We start from the raw sequence: 20412 nt of genomic DNA on the forward strand, positions 1-20412 counted from the left end.
GTGGCCACGACGACCGGTGAGCCGAAGCTGACCCCGATCAAGTTCTCGCGCCTGACCAAGCGCGGCGTACTGCTCGGATTGTCCGGACCTCAACTCGTGATGGCCAGTCTCGCCTCCGGCACCTTGATCATCGGTCTCTACGTCGGCGCCGTGGTGATGACCTTCCCGCTCATCCTGCCTTTCGTCGCACTGGCATTCGTCGGCGTCGGAGGGCGCAAGCTCATCGAGTGGGCGCCGATCGGCGCGCGGTGGCTCTGGCGATCCACCGGCGGACAACTGCTGTACCGCCGCCGGATCGTGAAGCCGCGCCCCGCCGGCGCACTGGCGCTGCCGGGCGATGCGGCTCGGCTGCGGCAATGGGTCGACCCCGAAACCGACGCCGTCATGGTCCACGACCCGCACGGTTCGACCCTGACCGCGATCGTCGGCGTCTCCCACCCCGCGTTCGTGTTGCTCGACCCTGCGGAGCAGGAGCGTCGCGTTGTCTCGTGGGGCCGCGTCCTCGCGACGGCATGCCGCTCCGGGCGCACTGGCCGGCGCCGGATGCGCTCGCTGTGGCCCACCGAGGAAACGGCGCAGGCCCTGGGGTCCGCGGCCGCGTTGTGGCGGCAAACCCTTCGAGGTCGTCCGAAGCGTCGCCACCTTGCCCCCGCCCGTACGGCCCGAGCGGTGGCGGACGTCGCGACGACCTGAGCGGTGGGGAGGCCGTGCTGACCGCGTCGATGGACCACCATGCACCGGTACCCCAGGGCGGCACGCCGCCGAGCCGACGACGGACCGGGGCAGACCCCCGTGACCGCGACGCGTGGTTCCGCAGCGTGAGGCGGTAGGAGTTGGCACACTGCCCACATGGACATCGATATCACCAGCCGCCCTGGCTACGCCGCTGCCGTCTGCACCCTCTCGCCCGGCGAGTCGGTCAAGGCCGAGGGTGGAGCGATGATGGCGATGTCGTCCAACGTCGAGATCCAGACCTCGACCGGCGGCGGCATGCTCAAGGGTCTGCGTCGAGCGGTGCTCGGTGGCGAGTCGTTCTTCGTCAACACCTTCACTGCGCAGGGTGGGCCGGGCACGATCACCTTCGCGCCCGTGCTGCCCGGCGACATCGTGACGTGGACGTTGAGCGGAGAGACCGTGTTTCTCCAGTCGGGGGCCTACCTCGCCGCCGGACCCGAGATCGAGGTCGACAGCAAGTGGGGCGGCGCGAAGACATTCTTCGGTGGCGAGGGTCTGTTCATGCTCCGCTGCACGGGCACTGGGCCGTTGCTCGTCGCGAGCTACGGCGCGATCGAGACGATGGACCTCGCGCCGGGGGAGCGGCACGTCGTGGACACCGGTCACCTCGTCGGCTGGAGCGAGGGGGTCGACTTCAAGGTGCGCAAGGTTGGCGGCTGGAAGTCGACGCTGCTCAGCGGGGAGGGTTTCGTCGTCGACCTGACCGGCCCCGGACGGGTCTATCTGCAGACGCGGAGCCAGGATGCGTTCCTCGGCTGGCTGATCCCGAAGCTGCCGCGGGACACCAGCTCGAACTGACACCCGCTCACCGTGCCGGGTCGACCGAGGGAGCAGGACCTCGCGTCTCGGGGTCGGCGTTGACCCAGTCGGTGATCGCGTTGCCGATCTCGTCACCGCGAGGTGTCGTGTTGAGCCAGAAGAGGTCCCCTGGCATCACATCGACGTCTCGCCTCGAGCCCCAGTCGCGAGCCACGCGTACGATCGCCTCCCCGTCGGTTGCGTCCCACCGGACGAAACCCTGTCCGCTTCTCACATCTCCCAGCTCGATCAGTCCACCCGCCACGAGCCGTGCGATCACGCCGACGCACAGGTCGCGCAGATCGGCGAGGTCGAGCGGGAGGGACGCTGCCATCACCCGGGCGGTTCCGATCACGTCGCTCGCGTAGACCCAGTCGTCGGACGCACTCATCAGAAGATCCTGTTCGAGCGTCAGTCCCTGATCAGTTCTCACTCGACGTGCACCTTTCCTTTTGCGCCACTGGGATATCGGACGTCGATGGTGGGTCCGCCGCTCTTGGACCCGCCACGGATTCCCACGAGGACGCCGTCGGGTCGCCTCATCATGATCCCGTCGTATCCTGCGACGTCGGCCGGTGTGGCTCCCCTCGCGATTCGAGCGTAGAGCGCGTGCAGCTCGGCATCGTCCCTGACGACGCGGACCTTCTTCTGGATGCCGTGTGGGAGCTCATCGAGGACGTCGGCGACGTCGTCGACGTAGTTGCTGGTGTCCTTGACGTCGTCGGCCTTCTCGAAGGCTCTGAGCAGCTTGCGGAGCTTGAGCAGCTTGCCGACCGGCAGGACCGAGGCGGCCTCGACCAGGCAGTCCGCGACGTTGCCGGTCTCGGGAAGACAGGCGCGTGGATCGCCCAGCAGGACCGTCAGCGCCGTGATCGCGGCGGGGTCGCCGCCGCGCCGGGGCCGTGCCACGGGCGGCGCGTACGAGGAAGGCACGGGGCCGAGCCCGCCGAGCCGTCGCCAGCCGTCGTCCGACGGGCCGGCGTCGAGGAGCCTGGCGAGCTGCCGCGCGGCGTCGTCGAGCGAGCCCTCCAGCACGGCGTGCCGGTGATGAAGGTCGGCGGTCGTCGCCGCGCGAGTATCGGCGGCGGCCGCGTCGTACTTCGCGTTGAGCGCCTCCACACCTGCGTCGTAGATCGTCACGCTGACAGCCCAGGCCCGGACGACGGTCGCCGCGTATCGGGAGCGCTCGTCGACCTGGCCACCCAGCGCCATGACCGGCCCCGCCCCCAGCGGGATGGCTGTGAGGAGCGACCCGTCGACGTGGGACGAGGCCGCCACGACCCGGCGGACCGTCTCGTCCACGACGGAGCCCACGGCAGTGGCGCGGCCCTCGATCTTGCCGGCCGAGGCAAGGATCTGCTCGGGTGACGCGGGGTACGGGTCGAACAGCGGCATGCGCCGAACTGTCCCGCGAACCGACCGTCACGCGTCAGCGTTGTCCACAGCCTCCCTCAGGCGGTGCGCCCGCGGTTGGGGGTTGCCAAGATCGACGAGTGCGACGAACCTTGGCACAACGATCCTCACCCCTGGAGGCAGACCGTGGTCCGATCCATCCGTCATCTCGTCGCAGCACTTGCCCTCGTGATCGCCACCACCACGCTCGGCGTGGTCGCCACGGCCGGTCCGGCCTCTGCCGACGCCTGCTACACGTGGTCCCGCACGCTGTCCCAAGGATCGACGGGTGACGACGTCCGTCAGCTCCAGATCCGGGTGTCGGGCTATCCCGGCTCCGGGGGTGTCCTCGCCCTCGACAGCAGCTACGGCCCCGCCACCAAGGCGGCCGTCACGCGCTTCCAGCAGGCGTACGGTCTCACTGCCGACGGAGTCGCGAACGCCCAGACGTACTCCAAGATCTACGCGCTGCAGGACGACGACTGCACGCCGGCCAACTTCAGCTATGCCGAGCTGAACCGGTGCAACAGCACCTGGTCGGGCGGGGCGGTGTCCGCTGCGACGGCACGGGCGAACGCCCTCGTCACGATGTGGAAGCTCCAGGCACTCCGCCACGCCTTGGGTGATCGACCGCTGACGGTCAACAGCGGCTTCCGCAGCACGTCGTGCAACAGCGCGGTCGGAGGAGCGTCCAACAGTCGGCACCTCTACGGCGACGCCGCCGATCTCGGTGCCGGCTCCCAGGGGTTCTGCACGATCGCGAAGCAGGCACGCAACCACGGGTTCGCGATGATCCTGGGGCCGGGCTACCCAGGCCATGACGACCACGTCCACGTGGCAGCACCCGCGTCGCGCTTCTGGTCCGCACCCACCTGCGGCATCTGATCCGCCCGTCTGGCGGGCGTCACAGATGCCCGCCAGGCGGGACAGCGCTCACGGGTGGATGATGTCGATCTCGGTGATCCGCGAGCCGAAGTCGCGTCGGTTGATCGTCACGAACTGGTCGGCTCCCGCGGTGATCGCGGTGGCGAGGTGCAGCGCGTCGGGAGTCTTGAGCCGGTGCCGGAGCTTGAGGGCGGCAGCCACCACGGCGACGTCCTGAGTGACGGGGAGGAGCGCGAGCCGGCCAAGGATCGCGATCATGCGGAGGCGCTCGTCACGACGGTCGTCGGCGACCGTGAGCGCCTCGGTGAAGAGCAGCGTCGATCCGATCCCGACCGGCACGTCGGGAGACGAGGCGTCGATCGCGTCGAGCAGGATCGCGCCCCGCTGGTCGGCGACCGCAGCACAGATGACGACGCCAGCGTCGAAGGCGACCGTCACCAAGAGTCTCGGTCCGCGCGGAGCGACCGGACCGCGGCGTCCGCATCCGCCTCTCGGGGCGCGCGGGGAAGCGGGAGCCCTCGATAGCTGTCGACCTCGTCGGCGATGGCGTCGGCCGCCGCGAAGAGATGGTCCGCGCGTGCCGCTCGTGCCGTGCGGGGAGGGGAGAGGCGGGCCACCGCGCGGCCGTGGCGGGTGATCGTGATCTCCTCGCCGGCCTCGACGCGGTCCAGCAGCGCCGCCAGCTGGGCCCGCGCCTGACTCATCGTGACGGTGGACATGTACAACAACGTACAGCGATGTACACACGGCGGACGTCGCGGGTCGACCGCGGGAGTGGAACGTGGTGTCCGTGCTCCGATACGGTGACGCGCACCCCCGCCCGCCACGGGAACGCTCGACTCCCGTGACTGCCCTCCGCCAAGGACTCCCGCATGCTCGACGACCACGCCACCACGACCGCGACAGGGCGCTCCGTCCCTGAGCTCGCCCTGGTCGACCTCGATGAGCAGGCCTTGGAGAGATGGGCCAGCAACGGCGTCCTGATCGAGCGTGTGATGCAGCGCTGCAGCGCGCGCGAGGAGTTCCCCGTGGCGTCCGGGTCGTCGTTGTCGGCCGACGACATCACCAGCGGCCCGTACGCCACCAGCCAGACCCTTCGGCGGTGCCTGACCGCGGGGATCGATCACCTGCATGCCGTGAAGACACTCGTGGTCGACGCGCACGCCCCGCACTCGGCGGCCACCTGGTCGCTCGCGCACGGCGCGTTGGAGAACCTCGCCACCGCCTACTGGATCCTCGGACCCGCCAGCCGCGACGACCGCATCGAACGCACCTTGCGATGGCACGCCCAGGACATCGCCGACTCCGAGGCGGCGACCCGGCACCTCCGCCTGCCGAGCCTTCCCCCCGCCGAGGCGCGGCTGATCTCCCTCGAGATGGTCGCGCGTCGCCGTCGGCTCGACGTCGACGAGGTCCGGCGCGGCTATCGCGTCGAGACAGCCGTCGCGTACGCCGACGCGCAGCTCCCGCGGCCGAGCCTCGGGGTGCTCCTTCCGTGGACGCTGGGCTCTGCCTTCGCCCACGGACGCCCGTGGGCCGCGCTCGGCGCTCCGACCAACGCCCTCCTGCCCGCCCTGGCCGCGCTCCAGCTGCTCGAGGCCTTCCTGGCGCTCTACGAGCAGCGTGCCCGCAAGGCGCTGGTCTGACGCGAAGCCGACGTTGCGACGTCGGGCTCACCGACCGACGGGGACCTCCCACGCCTCACGGCCGACGCCGAGGAAGAGCAGCGACGTCGTGACAGAGGCACCGGTCGCCGCGCGGAGGCACTCCTCGTACGCCGCCACCTGCGGGCGGTAGAAGGCCGTCCGTGCGCCGAGCGCAGCCTGCGGGACGTCGTCGGTCTTGTAGTCGACGACGTGCAGCGTGCCGTCGTCGTCGCGGTAGATCAGGTCGACGAAGCCTTCGATCATCGTGCCGTCCTCGCTGACGGTGCCGACGTAGGACTCCCGCCAGTGCTCCCGCTCAGCGGCACGTCTCACCACCGGCGCCTTGAGCGCGGAGGCTGCGAGAGCGCGAACCTCGGCGGAGAAGTCCGTCACGGCCTCGGCGCGGCACTGCGCAGCGACCGCGTCGTCGAGCCCCGCACCGGTGGCCAGGTCGACCGCCTGCAGCACCCCGTGGACCGCACGTCCGACCGCCGACCCGTAACGACCTTTGCGCCACGGGGGGAGCTCGACGTCGCGCCCACCCTTGGCGCGGCCGGCGTCTGCCGGCGGGGTGTCGAGGAGAACGATCTCCGGATCGGTCCCTTCGAGGCCCGAGGCGCTCTGGACCGCGGTGAGTCGGGTTGCGGCACGTGCGTCGTCCAGCAGGGCCTGCCAGGCGGCGAGATCGGGCGGCGGCATGGGAGAAAGGTCACGCCGACGTCCACGAGCGCCTTCGGCAGGAGCGGAGTCGCCGTCGAGGCCGGAAGCGTCGGTCGCCCAGGGATTCTCTCCTGCACCGGCGTCGGCGAGGATGCACGCGTTGGTGTCGGTCTTGTCGGCCACCCGGTGCAACGACACCACGAGATGGTCGCGCGCTCGGGTCGCACCGACGTACAGCAGGCGCCGACGCTCCAGGGCGTCCATCTGCTCGTCGACCGGGGCCGCTTCCTCGAAGTCGTTGGTCTGGACCTGCCCGACGAGCCGCACCTCGTAGCCGTCGTCGGTCCAGAGCAGCTGGACGCCCTTGCGCCGTTGTGAGCGGGTGCTCATGCCGGAGAGCACCACCACGGGGAACTCCAGACCCTTGGCCCCGTGGATGGTCATGATCCGGATGGCGTCCACGTCGGTCTCGGGCAGCACCGCCTCGGCGACGCGCGCCGCGTCGTCGGCCTGACGCCTGGCCCACTCGAGGTAGGCACGGAGCCCTCCGTGCTCCACCTCCGACCACGCGCGGGCCTGGTCCACGACGAAGCGCAGGCGTCGCCACCCGTCGCGGGCGCGGGGGCCGACCGCGGCGGTTTCCAGCATTACCCGCTCGGCCACGATCGTCGTGAGGACCTCGCTCGGCGTCATCCAGCGAGCCCGGCGGACGAGGTCGCGCAACGCGTCCAACCCGGCAGCCACCGGATGACTGGGCCGTTCGAGGCGTTCGAGCGTCTTCGTGGTGGGAGCGAGCACGTGGAACGACCCGCCGGCGTGCTTCCAGGACCAGAGGTCGTCGTCGCCGCACCCGAAGAGCGGCGAGCGCAAGGACTGCACGCTCGCAAACTGGTCGCTGGGATCCGCGATCGTCTGTGCAGCCGTCAGGAGGTCTCGGACCTCGGCCGCCTGGTAGACCAGCGAGCTGGACTCGGCCCGGTAGGGGAGGCCCTCGCGGTCGAGCGCGGTCTCCAGCGCCTCGAGCGAGAGGCGGGACGGGATGAGGATCGCCACGTCCGCGAGCACGACCGGTCGCCACCCCCCGGTCCGCTCGTCCCGCACTGTCCAGCCCTCGTCGAGCGCCCGCCGGATGGTGGCGGCCACGTCGGCAGCCTCGAGGGCACGCAGCGCATCTGCTCTGATCGACTCGGTGTGCTCCACGCGACCGAGCACCGTGACCGCCGGTCCGACGGACGGGTGCTCGCTCCGCGCGGGGCCGAGCGGGGCGTACTCCGGTTGGGAGCGGGGTGACGCCTCGATCACGGTCGCGAAAACGTCGTTGACCCACCCCAGAACGGGAGCGACGGTGCGGAAGTTGGTGGTCAGCGTCACGCGGTCGTCGGCTCCGAACCAGTCTCGGGCGTCCAGGTAGAGCGCGATGCTCGCGCGGCGGAACCGGTAGATCGACTGCTTCGGATCGCCGACGACGAAGAGCGAGCCCGGCGGGACGACGACGTCGTGCCAGTCCCCGGCGTCGGCGTCGCGGCCACCGGCGATGCGGACGGCAAGCTCGATCTGGATCGGGTCGGTGTCCTGGAACTCGTCGAGGAGGATGCGCCGGAACTGTGTCTGCAGAGCGGCACGCACGTCCGCGTCGCGGCGCAGCACGTCGCGCGCCAGGACGAGCAGGTCGTGGAACTCGACGCGGCCCTCCGCGGCCCGGCGCTCGGCGTCGGCGCGCACCCGGTGAGCGATCCAGGATGCGAGCGGCCGCAGCGTCGCCTCGGTCACCTCGTGGGCGACGGAGGCGGCGCGAGCCTGGAGCTCCTTGCACGCTGCCTTCAGACCCGCGAGATCGGGCCAGTTCGCGCCGCGCCCGTACGACGTCTTGAGCGTGTCGGCGCGGAGGAGCGTCGTGTATCGAGCGCGATCGTCGACCGCGGTCCGGAGCTCGTCGCCCCAGGCACCGAAGGCGGCCATACGAGGGAGGAACTTGTCGCTCTCGTCGGTGCACTCGTCAGCCCGCGCCGCGAGTCTGGACGCTGCCTCCCAGAGCGCGGACAGGTCGGGCAGCACGATGGCCGGGGCGCGCTGCGGGACACGGTCGGCGATGAGGTCCCAGTCGGCGTTGAAGGCGCGGGTCAACGAGCGGAGGTGGGCAAGTCGCACGTCGGCGGCGAGGGCGAGGAGCAAGGCCGTGCCCATCGCGTCGTCGTCGAGGAGCTCGCGCTGCATGACCGTCCAGCGCTCCTCGAACGCCACCGAGGACGCGACCTCGTCGAGGACCTCGATCAGCGGAGGGAGAGCCGCCTCGATCGGGTGTCGGGTCAGGATGCGCTGCGCGAAGGCGTGCAGCGTGCCGATGGCGGCGGAGTCGAGGTCCTCGAGAGCTTCGGAGGCGCGCGCCTGGCGCTCCGGCATCACCGACGAGCGTCGCGCGCCCTCGAAGGCGACGCGCAGCCGGTCCCGCAGCTCGGCCCCGGCCTTCTCGGTGAAGGTGACCGCGACGATGTGGCGAAGCGGCACGGGCGCCTCGGCGTCGAGCACCAGGAACGTCACCCGGTCGACCAGTGCTCGGGTCTTGCCGGAGCCGGCCCCGGCGTCGACGAACAGGTTGCGGTCGGTCTCTGTCGTGATCCGGTCGCGGGCGGGCTCGTCGTTCAGGGTCGTGACCGACGTCATGCCAGCGCCTCAGGGTCGACGAGCTCGATCAGGTGCACGAGCGCGGCGTCGCTCCGCTTGTCCTCGTAGCGCTGTCGCGCCTCCTTGTGGCCGAGGCCGCCCGGTGTGCAGAACTCGCACTCGACGAAGCCGTACGCCGGTTGCGCGCTCGGGCGTCCGATGAAGACGCCCGCGGCGATGCCGTCGACGAGCGTCTGGAGCGTCTGGGCGTAGCGCGCCTCGAGATCGTCGTCGAGCGTGACCGGGATCCGCTCACCGGCGTTGCGGCGGACGAACCAGTACATCGCCTCGACTCCGGTGACCGGCTTGTCGGCGACGCGCTCACGCGCCGCCAGCGCGTACACGGGGAGCTGGAGCTTTGTCCCGGCGGCGACCGGGTCCTGCCCCAGCTCACGGAACGGGTCCGCCCGGCCGGTCTTCACGTCGGTGACCAGAAGGACGCCGTCACGTGTCCGGTCGACCTTGTCCGCACTGCCGCGCATCAGCAGCCGACCGTCCGGCAGTGCGACAGCGACGGGGTCTCGATCGCTCCCGATGCCGAACTCGAGCTCGCTTCGGACGACCTCGGCGTCACGCCGCGCCCGATAGACGTCGTCGTCCACGAGCATGCGTGCGACCACCTGCCGCAGGGCGTCCAGCTCGGCCTCCCACAGCCGCCGGTGGCCGGTGAGCCCGCGCTCGACGAGATCGATCGCACGCTCGGTGACGAGCTCCTGCAGCCGCTGGTGCTGCGACGCGGTCCAGGGTTCGGCGTACGACGGGAGAGTGCCAGCGCCGGCGCTCTCGGTGATGAGGGCATCCAGCGCGCCGTGCACCAGGGTGCCGATCTCCGCCGCCGAGATCTGGACGATCTCCTCGGGCTGCTCCAAGGGCTCCACGCGGAGCAGTCGCTGGACGAAGTAGGCGAAGGGACACCGCGCGTACGACTCGAGGGCGGTGGGTGAGACCACCTGATCGCTGTGCGCGTAGTCGGGAAGGCCGGCCGCACCGGCGAGGTTGCCGTCGTAACGGGTGAACCGGGTGCTCGCGCGTGCGTCGATCAGGGCACGTGCCGCGGAGAGCAGCGCAGCGGGCTCCGGCGCGAGCAGGGTCCCGCTGGCTGCGGCGCGGATCTGCCACTCCTGCTCGGACGCCGGGAGGTCGGTCGTGAGGATGCCGTCGGCGAAGGAGCGGCTGCCGACGAGGAGTCCGTCGGTGGACGCGCGGTGCTTGTCCGGGTGGTCCCACTCGGTCGCCGCGAGCTCCTTGTTGCCGGTGAGCTCGCGCAGGCTGGGAAGCAGGAACTGGCTCGGGATCCGCGTGGTGCTGCGCCGCAGGTCGCCCCGCGGGAAGGACGCGGTCGACCTCGGCGCCGCGGCCAGCGCAGCGAGGAGGTGGCGCTGCTTGTCGTCGAGGGTCGAGCGGAGAGGATCCAGCTCGCCGGTGGCCGTGCGGAGCGTGTCGCTGAGCAGCGCGTCCTCGTGCAGGCGGCCCGGGAGCGAGTCCTCGCTCAGACCGAGCACGAACACCTCGTCGAGGTCCATGCCGACCGCTGCCGACACCGGACCGACGAAGACTCCCTCGCCGTAGCGACCGACGCGGGGGAGTGAAGACTCCAGCTCGACGGCAAGGATCTCCGCGAGCGTCTCGACGTCGACCGGGAGCTCGAACGCGTCCAGCGCCGCCAGACCGTGGATCGCCGACTCGACCGCGACCGCGGCGTACTGCTCCTCGGCAGGGAACGCGGCCCACGCCTCGGACGTCCCGTACAGGTCGTGAAGGAGGTCGAGCGCCCACGTGCGCAGGTCCTGCCAGCGGCTGATCCGCGCGGCCTCCTCGAACCGTTGCTCGAGGAGGTCGACGAACTCCAGCATCGCGCCGGCGGCGCCGATCTCCCGATCGGCGGCCGCGACAAGTCCCTCGCGCGGGCTCTCCTGCGCGAGCTCCTGGTCCTTGAGCCGCAGCTGGTCGGCGATGAAGGTGGTCGTACGCGTGCGCCAGTCGCCTCGTCCGACGATGCCCGCGCGCCGTGAGATCCGCTCCCACCGCGAGACCGGGACGCGCCGGTCGGAGAAGGCGAGCACCGGTGCCTCGGCGAGTGCGGTGAACGTGTCCGCCCGGCCGAGACCGGTCCGGCCGGCGTCGAGGATGCCAAGGAGACCGCGTGCGATCGCGCGCTCCTGCACGGCGCGGGTCGCCGGGCCGTTGACGGTGAGCCCGCTCGCCTCGAGGTGCTCGTGGAGCTGGCGCGCGTAGGGGACGCGGGCGCCATAGAGGATGGCGACCCGGTGCGCGGGCGTTCGGTCCAGGGTTGCGACGACCTCGCGCACGACGCAGCGGACCTCGTCGTCGGCATCGGAGGCGTGCAGGACCCGAGAGGCGACAGGGCGAGGGACGGCCGTCTCCTCCGGGACAGCGAGCCCCATGAGATCGAGGCTGTGACGGACGGCGGAGTCCGCGCGCCGAACCCCCGTCATGCCCGCGACGACGACGCAGTCGGACGTCCCGGCCAGCGCACGCGCGAGTCCCGACTCGGCCCGGGTGAGGCGTTGGGGAAGGAAGAGGACGACCGCACCGAGCGGGGCGGCGCCCGGGGCGCCCTGCTCCACGAGACGGGTTGCCTCGCGCAGCAGGTCGGTCGCGTCGTACGACACGGGGTCGGTGAGGGCCACCACCTGCTCGTGCAGGCGGATGAGGTCGGCCGAGAGGCCCGTGGAGTCGCGCGCACGGGCGCGGCCGCCCGGGGAGAGGTCGCGGAGCTCTCGATGAGCGGCGACCAGGGCACGGATCGTCGCGGGATGGTCGGTCACCGGAGCGAAGACGCCGGGGTCCTGGTCGAGCGCCTGGCGCCACGCGGCGGCGAGGACCGGCTGCGTCGCCGGCCGTCGAGGGTCCATCCGGGCCGCGGCGACCTGCTCGGCGAGCCGGGGCAGGGTGGTCACGGTCAGCGCGGCGACACCGGGCGCGCCGTCGCGCAGGCCCAGAGCGAGGTGACGCCGCGCGACGATCCCGGCGACGTTGGTCGGCACGAGCACGGTGACGGGCGCCATGGGGTCGGTGCCCTTGGCCTCGGCGACCACCGCGGTCAGCGCGTCGAGTGCGGCTCGCCCGTAGGGCGCGGTCAGGACCCGAGTCGACATCCGCCCCCCTCTCGTGCTCTCCCGACCGTAGCGGGGTCAAGGGAGGTTCGGGGCGAACCTCAGCCGCAGGAGTCGCACACGCCGGTCGCCGGCATCTCGAGGAAGCACCGCGGGCAGACGACGCCGGGACGCTCGACCTTGCGGAGCGTGGGCTCCCGGCGCGACGTCCGTGGGGCGTGCGCGGCGACCCGGGAGGACGGTCGGGTCCGGCCGCCGTCGGAGGGGAGCGGCGCACCGTAGCGCTGGTAGCACGCGAACCGCTGCGCAGCCGCGTGGCGATCCGGATCGGCGACCGGCGAGCCGGTCACCCGCGCCACGGCCTCGCGGTAGCCGTCGGCGACCGTCCCGTCGGCCCGCACGCACAGCGACGTGATCGCGGGCTCGCCGCGCTCGTGGGCGTCGGCGGCGACCTCGGCGAGGACGTCGCCGATCCAGGTCGCCGACTGACCCTGCGCCTTCACGCCCGTACGCCGTTGCACCTCGGCCGCGAGGTCCTGATCGGTGACGTCACCGCCGTACTCGCGCGCCTTCTCGACGAGCACCTCGCGGGCGCTCTTGACCCAGAAGTGCAGTGCGGTCTCGTACGCGACCGGCTGTCCGTCGCCGATCCGGAAGGTCGTGGCAGTCACGGATCGATCGTACGGCCGCCTCCTCCGACGGCCTGTGCCGCACCCCGGGCGGCGGCTGCGGCGGCCGCTTCGAGCGGCCCGCGACCGACGTAGCGGCGCCACGGGACCGCGATCAGCGCCGCCACGGTGACGTGGACGAGGAGCGCGTGGTCGATCGTGCGGGGGAGCAGCGTCGAGATGAGGACGACGTGCAGCGCGTAGAGCGTGAACGTCATGCTCCCGATCGCGGCCGCCGGCCAGATGAACCGCCCGATCGCGTGCTCCAGGAGCAGCATCAGACCCAGCACGGCCAGCGAGGTCCCGAGGGTGTGGAGGAGGTCCGGCGGCGCGCCGGAGTGTGGGGAGGCGATCCCCAGCCACGCCCACGACGAGGTCGGCGTCGTTCCCGCGAAGCCGACGTGCAGGAGGTTCTCATCGACGGGCACCCACCCGAGGGTGTCGCCCGTGCCGGCCGCCTTCAGCGCCTCGAGTCCGCCTCCAGCGAGCCAGCTCGACGAGCTCACCCAGGCTGCGACCGCCAGGAAGGCGCCGGTCACCGCGATGCCGGCGGCGACACCGATCCGACCGAGCGGGAGCCTGCCGACGCCCATGCCCACGAGGAGGTAGGCCGTCCAGGTCACCGCCGGGTAGTAGCCGGTGAGAAGAAGGTTGACCACGGTGTCGGCGGGATCGGTGACGACCGTGACGATGTCGGGCACCGCCGAATCCAGCGACACGGTCACCGTGTGGCGCAGTGCCTGGCTGATCACCGGCATGACGACCGCGGCGACGAGGCCGAGCCCGATCAGCCAGCCCGCGCTCAGGCGGAGGAACGGCAGCGCGACCAGGAAGAGCACGCCGTAGTAGCAGAGGATGATCGCCAGTCCCGACTCGAACGAGCCGAGGACGAGGCCGACCGCGAAGATCACGCCGGCCCGGGCCGACGTTGCGGCCGCAGCCTGGAGCCAGGAGCGCCCGCGCGGGGGCCGGGTGCCGCCGCTGGCGAGCGCGATGCCGACGCCGGCGAGCAGCGCGAACAGGGCGGAGGCACGCCCTGCCGCGAGGAGATGGGCCGTGGACGTCGAGCCGTCCGGCCCGAGCCGGGACTCCAGGTGGGTCGCCATCATGCCGATCAGCGCGACGGCGCGCGCCGCGTCGACCCCGAGCAGACGCCGCGTGGCGAGGATGGTCGATCGCTCACGTCTGCACGTGTCGGCCGCCGGGGAGGACATCGTCGCCCTTGCTCAGACCACGATCACGAGGGTCACATCGCCGGTCATGCGCTCAGCGTACGGCCGGGGGAGCGCTCACCCGACCGTCCTGACCGGGTTCTCCAGGAAGGAGAGCCCGTCGCCGAGCTCGCACCGCACGGTGTCGCCCGCCTGGATCGCCACGGCGCCCGGTGTCCCGGTCGACAGGATGTCGCCGGGGAAGAACGGCATGACGTGGCTGTGGAAGCTCAGCAGCTCTGCGGGGGAGAAGGTCATGCCGCCCACCACGTCCTCGCGGTGGACCGCGCCGTTGTGGATCGTTGCGACGCGTAGGTCCTCCAGCGGCCCCTCCGCCAGCACCTCGTCGAGGGTGATCAGCTCGGGCCCGAAGGCGAAGAAGGTGGGGTAGTTCTTGACCCGGGTCAGATAGCGGGGGTTCTCGAGGAGGACCTCCTCGGCCGTCTGGTCGAGCACCGCGACGACCCCCGCGACGTACGACATCGCGTCGTCGACGCTGACGCGGTAGCAGGGCCGGCCGACGACCAGACCGAGCTCGGCCTCCGAGGTCACCGTGCCGAGGTCGCCGGGGACGACGATCGGCTCGCCGGGCCCGACGATGGTGTGGTCGGCCTTGAGGAACGAGGCCGGCGACGTACGGGGTGCCTCCTCGCCGAGGTCACCCGCGTGCGCCCGGTAGTTGAGCCCGATGCCGAGGATCTTGCGCGGCCGCGTCCAGGGCGTGAGCACCGCTGCTCCGGGATCGACCAGGGCAGAGGTGTCGACGCCGGCAGCGATCGCGCGGGCGAGCTCGCCGAGACGGTCGCCTTCGAGGAGAGCCATCACGTCGTCCGGCGCCCCGGGGAGCACCTGGTCGATCCGGGCGAGTCCCTCGGCGACGGTCACGCACGCGGTCGGTCGGCCGTTGAGCTGGATGGTCGAGAGTCGCACGGGCGGTCCTCCTTCAGAGGGCGGACGAGAGGGGCCCGGACGCCGGGACGGTGGCCAGGTGGCGTTCGAGGAGCGGGACGAGCTCGGGCGGGAGGGCACGCGCGGGCGGACGGACGCGACTGGTGCCGAGGATCCCGCGCCGGTGCAGGAGCTCCTTGCGGATCGACAGGCCGATGCCGACCTGGCCTTCGAAGGTGGCGAGCGGAAGCCACGGCGCCCACTGCGCCCGGGCGTCCTCGAAGCCGGTGTCCCGGTACGACCTCAGGACGGCGGCGAGCGCGGCCGGATGGCTGAATCCGGTCATCGCGCCGGCCGAGCCCGCCATCAGCTCGTCGAGGAGCCCGACTCCTCCCAGCCCGCCGAAGACCGGCACGTCCAGGGCAGCCGTCAGGCGGGCGACCGCGAGCGACGTCGGGGGAGTCTCGGACTTGACGCCGACGACGAACGGACACGCCCGGGCGATCGCGACGACCGTCTCGTCGGGGACGGTGATGCCGGAGACCACGGGGTAGTCCTGGAGCAGCACCGCTGATCCTGTCTCCTCGTGCAGCCGGCGCAGCGACGCCGCCACCGACCCGGGATCGGGGTCGTTGATCTGAGCCATCACGGCGACCGGCGGTCGGGGCACCGCGGCGAGCAGGCGGTCGGCCTGTCGTACGACCTGCTCGGGGTCGCGCTCCGACAACCCCAGCACGTACGGGCGGTCGGTGCTCGCCGCCACGGTGCGTGCGACGGCGACCGCCTCGTCGTCGGACAGCGCCGCCGCCTCCCCGAAGACCCCGAGCGCGACCAGGCCGTCGCAGCCGTCGGCGACGAACGACCCGACCTCGCGCTGCAGCGAGGGAAGGTCGAGGGCGAGAGCCGTATCGAAGGGCGTGGCGAGCACGCCCCACAGCCCTGGTTCGAGAGTGACGTTCATAGGTCCTCCGTACGGGTGGATGCGGCGACGAGGGTGCCGACGTGCTCGGCGATGGCGAGGGCGGACGTGGCAGCGGGCGAGGGCGCGTTTCGGAGGATCACGAGGCGCTCGCGTGCGGTGATGCGGAAGTCGTCGACGAGCCCGCCGTCGCGGTCGAGCGCCTGGGCTCGGACGCCTGCCCGCCCGGGGACCACGTCGTCGTCGGCGAGCTCGGGCAGGTATGCGCGGGCGGCGGCGACGAAGCGACGCCGGCTCAGCGATCCGGCCGTCTCTCTCACGCCGGTCCGCCAGTGGTGACGCGCGAACCTCCAGAACGCCGGGCTGCGAGCCACCTGGGCCAGGTCGTGCGCGGACACGGTGCGCCAGTCGTACCCCTCCCTGGCGAGGGCGAGCACGGCGTTGGGGCCGACCAGGACCTCGCCGTCGACGCGGGGCGTGAGGTGCACGCCGAGGAACGGGTAGCGAGGATCGGGAACGGGATAGACGAGCCCGTTGACCAGTCTGCGCCGCTCGGGGCGGAGGGCGTAGTACTCGCCACGGAACGGGATGATCACCGGATCGGGGTCGTCGCCCGCCATGGCGGCGAGCCGGTCGCTCTGGAGACCTCCGCACGCCACGACGTGGTCGAAGGCGATGTCGGTGGTGCTTCCACCCGTCGCGACCGCCAGGACGACCTCCGCCCCCCGCCGACCGATGGCGGTGACCTCGTGGCCGAGCCGCAGGCTGGCTCCTGCCGCCACCGCGTCGGCAGCGAGAGCCCGTGTCACCTCCGCGAAGTCGACGATCGAGGTAGACGGCGAGTGCAGCGCGGCGATCCCGGCCACGTGGGGCTCGATCTCCCGGAGCTCGGCCGCGCTGAGGATCCGCACCCCGGGGACGCCGTTGGCGAGGGCCCGACGCTCGATCCCGGCCAGGCGTGCGCGCTCGTCGTCGTCGAGCGCGACCAGCACCTTCCCGCACGTGACGCGCCGGATGTCCTTCTCCTCGCAGTACGCCTCGAGCAGCGCCACCCCTCGCCGGCACATCAGGGCCTTCGCCGACCCGGGCTCGTAGTACAGCCCGGCATGGACCACGCCGCTGTTGCGCCCGGTCTGGTGTGCGGCGAGCTCCGGCTCCTTCTCCAGCAGGGTGACGTGCGCGGCCGGGTCGCGGCGGAGCAGCTCCTGAGCGACAGCGACGCCGAGGATCCCGCCTCCGATCACGGCGTGACGCATGGTCATCGGTCCGCTCCTGGCTCACCCGCGGCCGCCCGGTCGGTGACGAGGTAGGAGTCGGGATGCCGCTGCAGCACCGAGGCTGGGCAGGCGGGGTCGACCGGTCCGTGCAGAGCGGCGCGTACGGCGTCGGCCTTGCGCTCACCGAGGGCGATCAGGACGAGGCGCCGTGCCTGCATGATGGTGCCGAGGCCTTGCGTGATGGCGTGGGTGGGGACCTCGGCGAGGGAGTCGAAGAAGCGAGCGTTGTCGCGCCGGGTGGTCTCGGTGAGCCGGACGACCCGGGTGCGGGAGTCGAGCGCCGATCCGGGCTCGTTGAACCCGAGGTGCCCGTTGCGCCCGATCCCGAGGACCTGCACGGCGACCCTCGCCTCCGCCACCTCGCGCCCGTAGCGCTCGGCCTCGGCGTCGGGGTCGGCGGCCTGCCCGTCCGGGCCCCGGACCTCGAGGCCGAGGGCGTCGGCGACCTCGCGCCGGATGACCGACGCGTACGAGTTCCGGTCGCCTACGGGGAGGCCGAGGTACTCGTCGAGGAGATAGCCGCGTCGCGCCACCCGGCGCGGCGCCGTCCCCGCCCTGACGCGTCGGACGATCTCGTCGTACGCGCCGAGCGGAGACGATCCGGTCGCCAGCCCGACCGAGCACTCGTCGTCGCACGCCTCGAGGATCAGGTCGGCGGCCGTCGCCGCCACCTGGTCCGCGTCGTCGCGGACCAGGTGGCGGGCGGTGGCTCCGAGAGGTTGCGTCACCGCACCCTCACCGACGAGCTCGCAGTGCCTTCGGAGCGGTCAGGACCGAACCCGAGGAGCACCGACGTGGGCCGCGCCGTCACCGGGATGCGGACCTGGTGTCGTCCGGGCCGCAGCGCGACCTCGGTCGAGCCGACCTCGCGAGCATCGGCGCCCGCGACCGCGAAGAGGTGCGCGGTGCCTCGCTGCCGCACGTCCACGGTCACGATGGCCGTACCTCCCCGGACCGTCGCCCGGACCACGCGGGCGGTCCGCCTCGGGTCGAGGGTCGGCAGGCCGGAGAGCCCGACGCCGGAGCGTACGGCCTGCTCGACCGACTGCGGCGAGTCGAGGCTGTCGAGCGCCGGGAAGTCCAGCGTAGGCGGCGTCGTCTCGACCTGCGGCGTCGCACCCCCGCCGAGCTCGACGCGACCCCACCGGTAGGGATCGCCCTGGACGCCACCCCACGTGGACCACCCGAGCCGCGTCTGGCCCGCCTTGTCCTGGGTGTCGGAGTCGTAGACGAACATGTTGAAGCCCATGCGGTCGGGGTCGACCGTCGCCGGCAGCGCCGACAGCGGGATCTTCATCTCGATGACGTAGCCCGTGTAGGGCGCGGTCACGGCTGACGCCATCTCGAACCCTGGCGCCACGTTGCCCGGGTCGAGCGTCGTCTCGTCCGAGCCGCCCTCCCCGGCCATCGGGAACGCTCCGATCGGGCCCTGGCGGTTGTCGGCGTCGCGGGCGGCGCACGACTGACCCTCGGCGGTGAACGGGAGAGCCCCGATCTTGAAGGTGGTGGAGGTGTTCTCCGACGTCCCCGTCGGATCGATGGCGACCTCGAGGGAGTCGACGCGCCAGTGACGCTTGCAGTCCGACGCCGCGAGCACGGCGCTCTTGACGTCGTCGGTCACCTCGGCGGCGACGTAGAGGTCGTCGCCCGCACGGGTGACGTAGCCGGTCGCACTGCAGTCGGCAGGCGAGGTGCAGGCGTCGCCCTCCCACCGCCGCGACAGATCGAGCGTCGAGGCGTACTCCCCGGGGGCGACCGTACCGTCGAGCGTCGGCGCCGCCGTCTCGCCGACCTGTGCCGTCGGCACCAGCTCGAGCGCCGCCGTGGCGGTGGAGGAGCCAGAGGTGCTGGTCGTGGTGATCGTGTAGGCGTAGTCACCGCCGGCCCCGCCCTCGTTGGACGTCGGGAGCGTGTCGTCGGTGTTGGTGACCTCGATCTCGACGCGCTGCGTCGCCCCGGGCGCAAGGTCCTCGTACGCGACGGTGTCGTCGGCCGTCGCGAAGCCGTCGGGCAGGTCCACGGTCACCGTGCCGGACTGCGGGGTGTCGCTGCGGTTGGTGACGTCGATCCCGACCGTACGGCTTCCGCCGCTGGGCAGGGTCAGGACCGGCGCGACCAGCCCACGGAGCTGCGGGAGGCCCACCGTCGGCGCCCAGGCCTCGAACTCTGCGACCTGGGGGAGGAGCTGCTGGGTCCCGGACACGTCCGGGGTCACCGACAGCTTCTGGTTGGTGTAGCCCGTCCGTGAGCCGGAGCGGACGTCGAGCCCGATGAGCGCCCGGGTGTTGGGCGCGGCGTCGGCCGGCGCCGTCACGGTGACCTGGCGGGTGACCGTCCGTCCGCGCGGCACGGTCCCGAACCTGACGGACCGCGTCCCGCGCCACCCCTCGGGGAGGACCACGGTGCCGGTCGCCTGGACCAGGCGGGCGCGCGGGGGAGCGGTGAGGCGCGCGGTGAGCGTCACGCTCTGCCCGGGTACGAGGTCGACCGTCTCGCCAGTGAGCTCGAGTCCGGTGCCGAGCGGAAGCCCGCGCGGAGCCTGGAGCACCGCACCGTGGAGCATCGCTGCCGGGGACGCCGCGGCGGCCGACTGGTCGCCTCGGGCGAACGGCACGCGCGAGGCGACCTGGGTGAAGTAGTCGCACCCGATCGCCTGGGGGTCGGTGCTGGGGTCGGGGAACCCGGCCCAGCCCTGCGAGGCGTACTTGCGCTGCGCCTCGCGCTCGACGAGCGCCCAGGTCTTGCCGCTGGCCGACCGCTCGCCGGCCCACACGCCGTACACGTCGTCGGTCGGGTCGGTCGGGGTGAACGCGCGAGGGCACGTCGACCCGGCGGGGCCGGAGCCGCGGGCGGAGTTCAGGAAGAGCTTGTCCGGCGCGTACGCGCGCAGGCCCTCCTTCGTGATCTGCGAGCGGAAGCGCCGCGGGTCGCCGGCGACGGCGTACGCCTCCGCGGCCAGCCGCGCGGCCTGCTGGTGGCCGCCGTGGTTGCCCGGGGTGGGGGCGGGGGTCATCGTCACCACGACGTCGGGACGGGTCTCACGGACGATCCGGACCAGTCGCTCGAGCGTGTCCTCCTCGTCCCACGCCTGCTGGTGCAGCGGCGCGCTGACGGAGTAGTAGAAGTCGACCTTGTCGAGGTTGAACACGTCCTCGACGCCGGCGGTGCCCACCGCAGCGCGCTCCTCACGCTCGCGGATGAGGCCGAGCGCGGGGCCCTCCTCGGGACCCACCGCGTTGCCACCGCCCTCGCCGCGGGTGATGGTGACGACGCCGACGCGACTTCCGAACTGCTCGCCCCACTGGCCGAAGGTCGAGAGCCGTCCCGACTCGTCGTCGGGGTGGGCGCCCACGAAGAGCACGTCGAGATCGGTCGCCGTCGAGTGCCTCCCCGTGCTGGGCCGGTCGGCGTGACCGGACGACGCCGGTGCCGCGGCGGCCGGGCCGGCGACGAGCCCTGCGCCGAGCAAGGCCGCGGCTGCCGACGTCGTGGCGAGCCTGCGCCATCGTGGTGGTGCGGCACCGCCGGAGTCGATGGTGTTCGTGGTGCGCTGGATCATGAGTCCCCCTCTGGTTCTCGGTCGATCGTCGACGTG

At 72.1% G+C, this 20412-nt stretch carries 17 protein-coding genes; 4 read left to right on the top strand and 13 right to left on the bottom strand.

All coding sequences use genetic code 11. From position 1 onward, the window contains the following. Both KV102_RS00375 and KV102_RS00380 read left to right on the top strand, forming a co-directional pair. The gene (locus tag KV102_RS00375; protein ID WP_220344974.1) at positions 1–693 is read left to right on the top strand and encodes an SCO6880 family protein; all 693 of its coding nucleotides are present in this window, start codon (positions 1–3) and stop codon (positions 691–693) included. A gap of 156 nt (positions 694–849) precedes the next feature. Then, positions 850–1533, top strand: coding sequence for a TIGR00266 family protein (locus KV102_RS00380; RefSeq protein ID WP_220341474.1), 684 nt, complete (start codon positions 850–852; stop codon positions 1531–1533). Positions 1534–1540: 7 nt separating this feature from the next. Here KV102_RS00380 and KV102_RS00385 read toward each other — a convergent pair whose 3' ends face one another. After that, on the bottom strand, positions 1541–1924 hold the full coding sequence (locus KV102_RS00385) for a hypothetical protein (RefSeq protein ID WP_220344975.1): 384 nt from the start codon (positions 1922–1924) through the stop codon (positions 1541–1543). A 38-nt stretch (positions 1925–1962) separates the two neighbouring features. Next, positions 1963–2928, bottom strand: coding sequence for a hypothetical protein (locus tag KV102_RS00390; RefSeq protein ID WP_220344976.1), 966 nt, complete (start codon positions 2926–2928; stop codon positions 1963–1965). Between the two features lie 144 nt (positions 2929–3072). Between KV102_RS00390 and KV102_RS00395 the strand changes: the two genes are divergently transcribed. Next, a complete protein-coding gene (locus KV102_RS00395; protein ID WP_220341477.1) occupies positions 3073–3810 on the top strand; it encodes a D-Ala-D-Ala carboxypeptidase family metallohydrolase in 738 nt (245 codons plus the stop codon). Between the two features lie 48 nt (positions 3811–3858). Here the strand turns inward: KV102_RS00395 and KV102_RS00400 are convergent, their stop codons facing one another. Together KV102_RS00400 and KV102_RS00405 are read right to left on the bottom strand one after the other, a co-directional pair. Further along, positions 3859–4248, bottom strand: coding sequence for a PIN domain-containing protein (locus tag KV102_RS00400; RefSeq protein ID WP_220344977.1), 390 nt, complete (start codon positions 4246–4248; stop codon positions 3859–3861). Then, the gene (locus KV102_RS00405) at positions 4245–4529 is read right to left on the bottom strand and encodes a type II toxin-antitoxin system Phd/YefM family antitoxin (RefSeq protein ID WP_220344978.1); all 285 of its coding nucleotides are present in this window, start codon (positions 4527–4529) and stop codon (positions 4245–4247) included. The genes KV102_RS00400 and KV102_RS00405 overlap by 4 nt, the downstream gene beginning before the upstream one ends. Before the next feature lie 153 nt (positions 4530–4682). Here KV102_RS00405 and KV102_RS00410 point away from each other — a divergent pair, with 153 nt between their 5' ends. After that, positions 4683–5456, top strand: a complete 774-nt coding sequence (locus KV102_RS00410; protein WP_220344979.1) for a hypothetical protein — start codon at positions 4683–4685, stop codon at positions 5454–5456. Between the two features lie 27 nt (positions 5457–5483). On the opposite strand, the gene KV102_RS00415 is transcribed toward KV102_RS00410, so the two are convergent. The 9 genes from KV102_RS00415 to KV102_RS00455 form a co-directional block, all read right to left on the bottom strand. Beyond that, positions 5484–8777 carry an exodeoxyribonuclease V subunit beta gene (locus tag KV102_RS00415; protein WP_220344980.1) on the bottom strand — a complete coding sequence of 1098 codons (3294 nt, stop codon included), beginning with the start codon at positions 8775–8777 and terminating at the stop codon, positions 5484–5486. Next, positions 8774–11896 carry a PD-(D/E)XK nuclease family protein gene (locus KV102_RS00420; protein ID WP_220344981.1) on the bottom strand — a complete coding sequence of 1041 codons (3123 nt, stop codon included), beginning with the start codon at positions 11894–11896 and terminating at the stop codon, positions 8774–8776. The genes KV102_RS00415 and KV102_RS00420 overlap by 4 nt, the downstream gene beginning before the upstream one ends. Before the next feature lie 59 nt (positions 11897–11955). Beyond that, on the bottom strand, positions 11956–12525 hold the full coding sequence (locus KV102_RS00425) for a hypothetical protein (protein ID WP_220344982.1): 570 nt from the start codon (positions 12523–12525) through the stop codon (positions 11956–11958). Then, positions 12522–13736, bottom strand: coding sequence for a heparan-alpha-glucosaminide N-acetyltransferase domain-containing protein (locus KV102_RS00430; RefSeq protein WP_220344983.1), 1215 nt, complete (start codon positions 13734–13736; stop codon positions 12522–12524). The genes KV102_RS00425 and KV102_RS00430 overlap by 4 nt, the downstream gene beginning before the upstream one ends. Positions 13737–13811: 75 nt before the next feature. After that, complete coding sequence (locus KV102_RS00435; protein ID WP_220344984.1) at positions 13812–14663, bottom strand: fumarylacetoacetate hydrolase family protein; 852 nt, start codon at positions 14661–14663, stop codon at positions 13812–13814. Between the two features lie 13 nt (positions 14664–14676). Continuing rightward, on the bottom strand, positions 14677–15582 hold the full coding sequence (locus KV102_RS00440) for a dihydrodipicolinate synthase family protein (RefSeq protein ID WP_220344985.1): 906 nt from the start codon (positions 15580–15582) through the stop codon (positions 14677–14679). After that, positions 15579–16802: an L-2-hydroxyglutarate oxidase gene (gene lhgO / locus KV102_RS00445; RefSeq protein ID WP_220344986.1), complete on the bottom strand. Its 1224-nt coding sequence runs from the start codon at positions 16800–16802 to the stop codon at positions 15579–15581. Before lhgO ends, KV102_RS00440 begins: the two co-directional genes overlap by 4 nt. Beyond that, entirely contained in the window at positions 16799–17545 is a 747-nt protein-coding gene (locus KV102_RS00450) for a glucosamine-6-phosphate deaminase (RefSeq protein ID WP_301021790.1), read from the bottom strand. The genes lhgO and KV102_RS00450 overlap by 4 nt, the downstream gene beginning before the upstream one ends. Next, entirely contained in the window at positions 17542–20376 is a 2835-nt protein-coding gene (locus tag KV102_RS00455; protein WP_220344987.1) for a sugar-binding protein, read from the bottom strand. Before KV102_RS00455 ends, KV102_RS00450 begins: the two co-directional genes overlap by 4 nt. Positions 20377–20412: the final 36 nt, after the last annotated feature.

Origin of the sequence: Mumia sp. zg.B53 (assembly GCF_019550935.1) — a bacterium.
In the GTDB taxonomy this organism is placed as follows: domain Bacteria; phylum Actinomycetota; class Actinomycetes; order Propionibacteriales; family Nocardioidaceae; genus Mumia.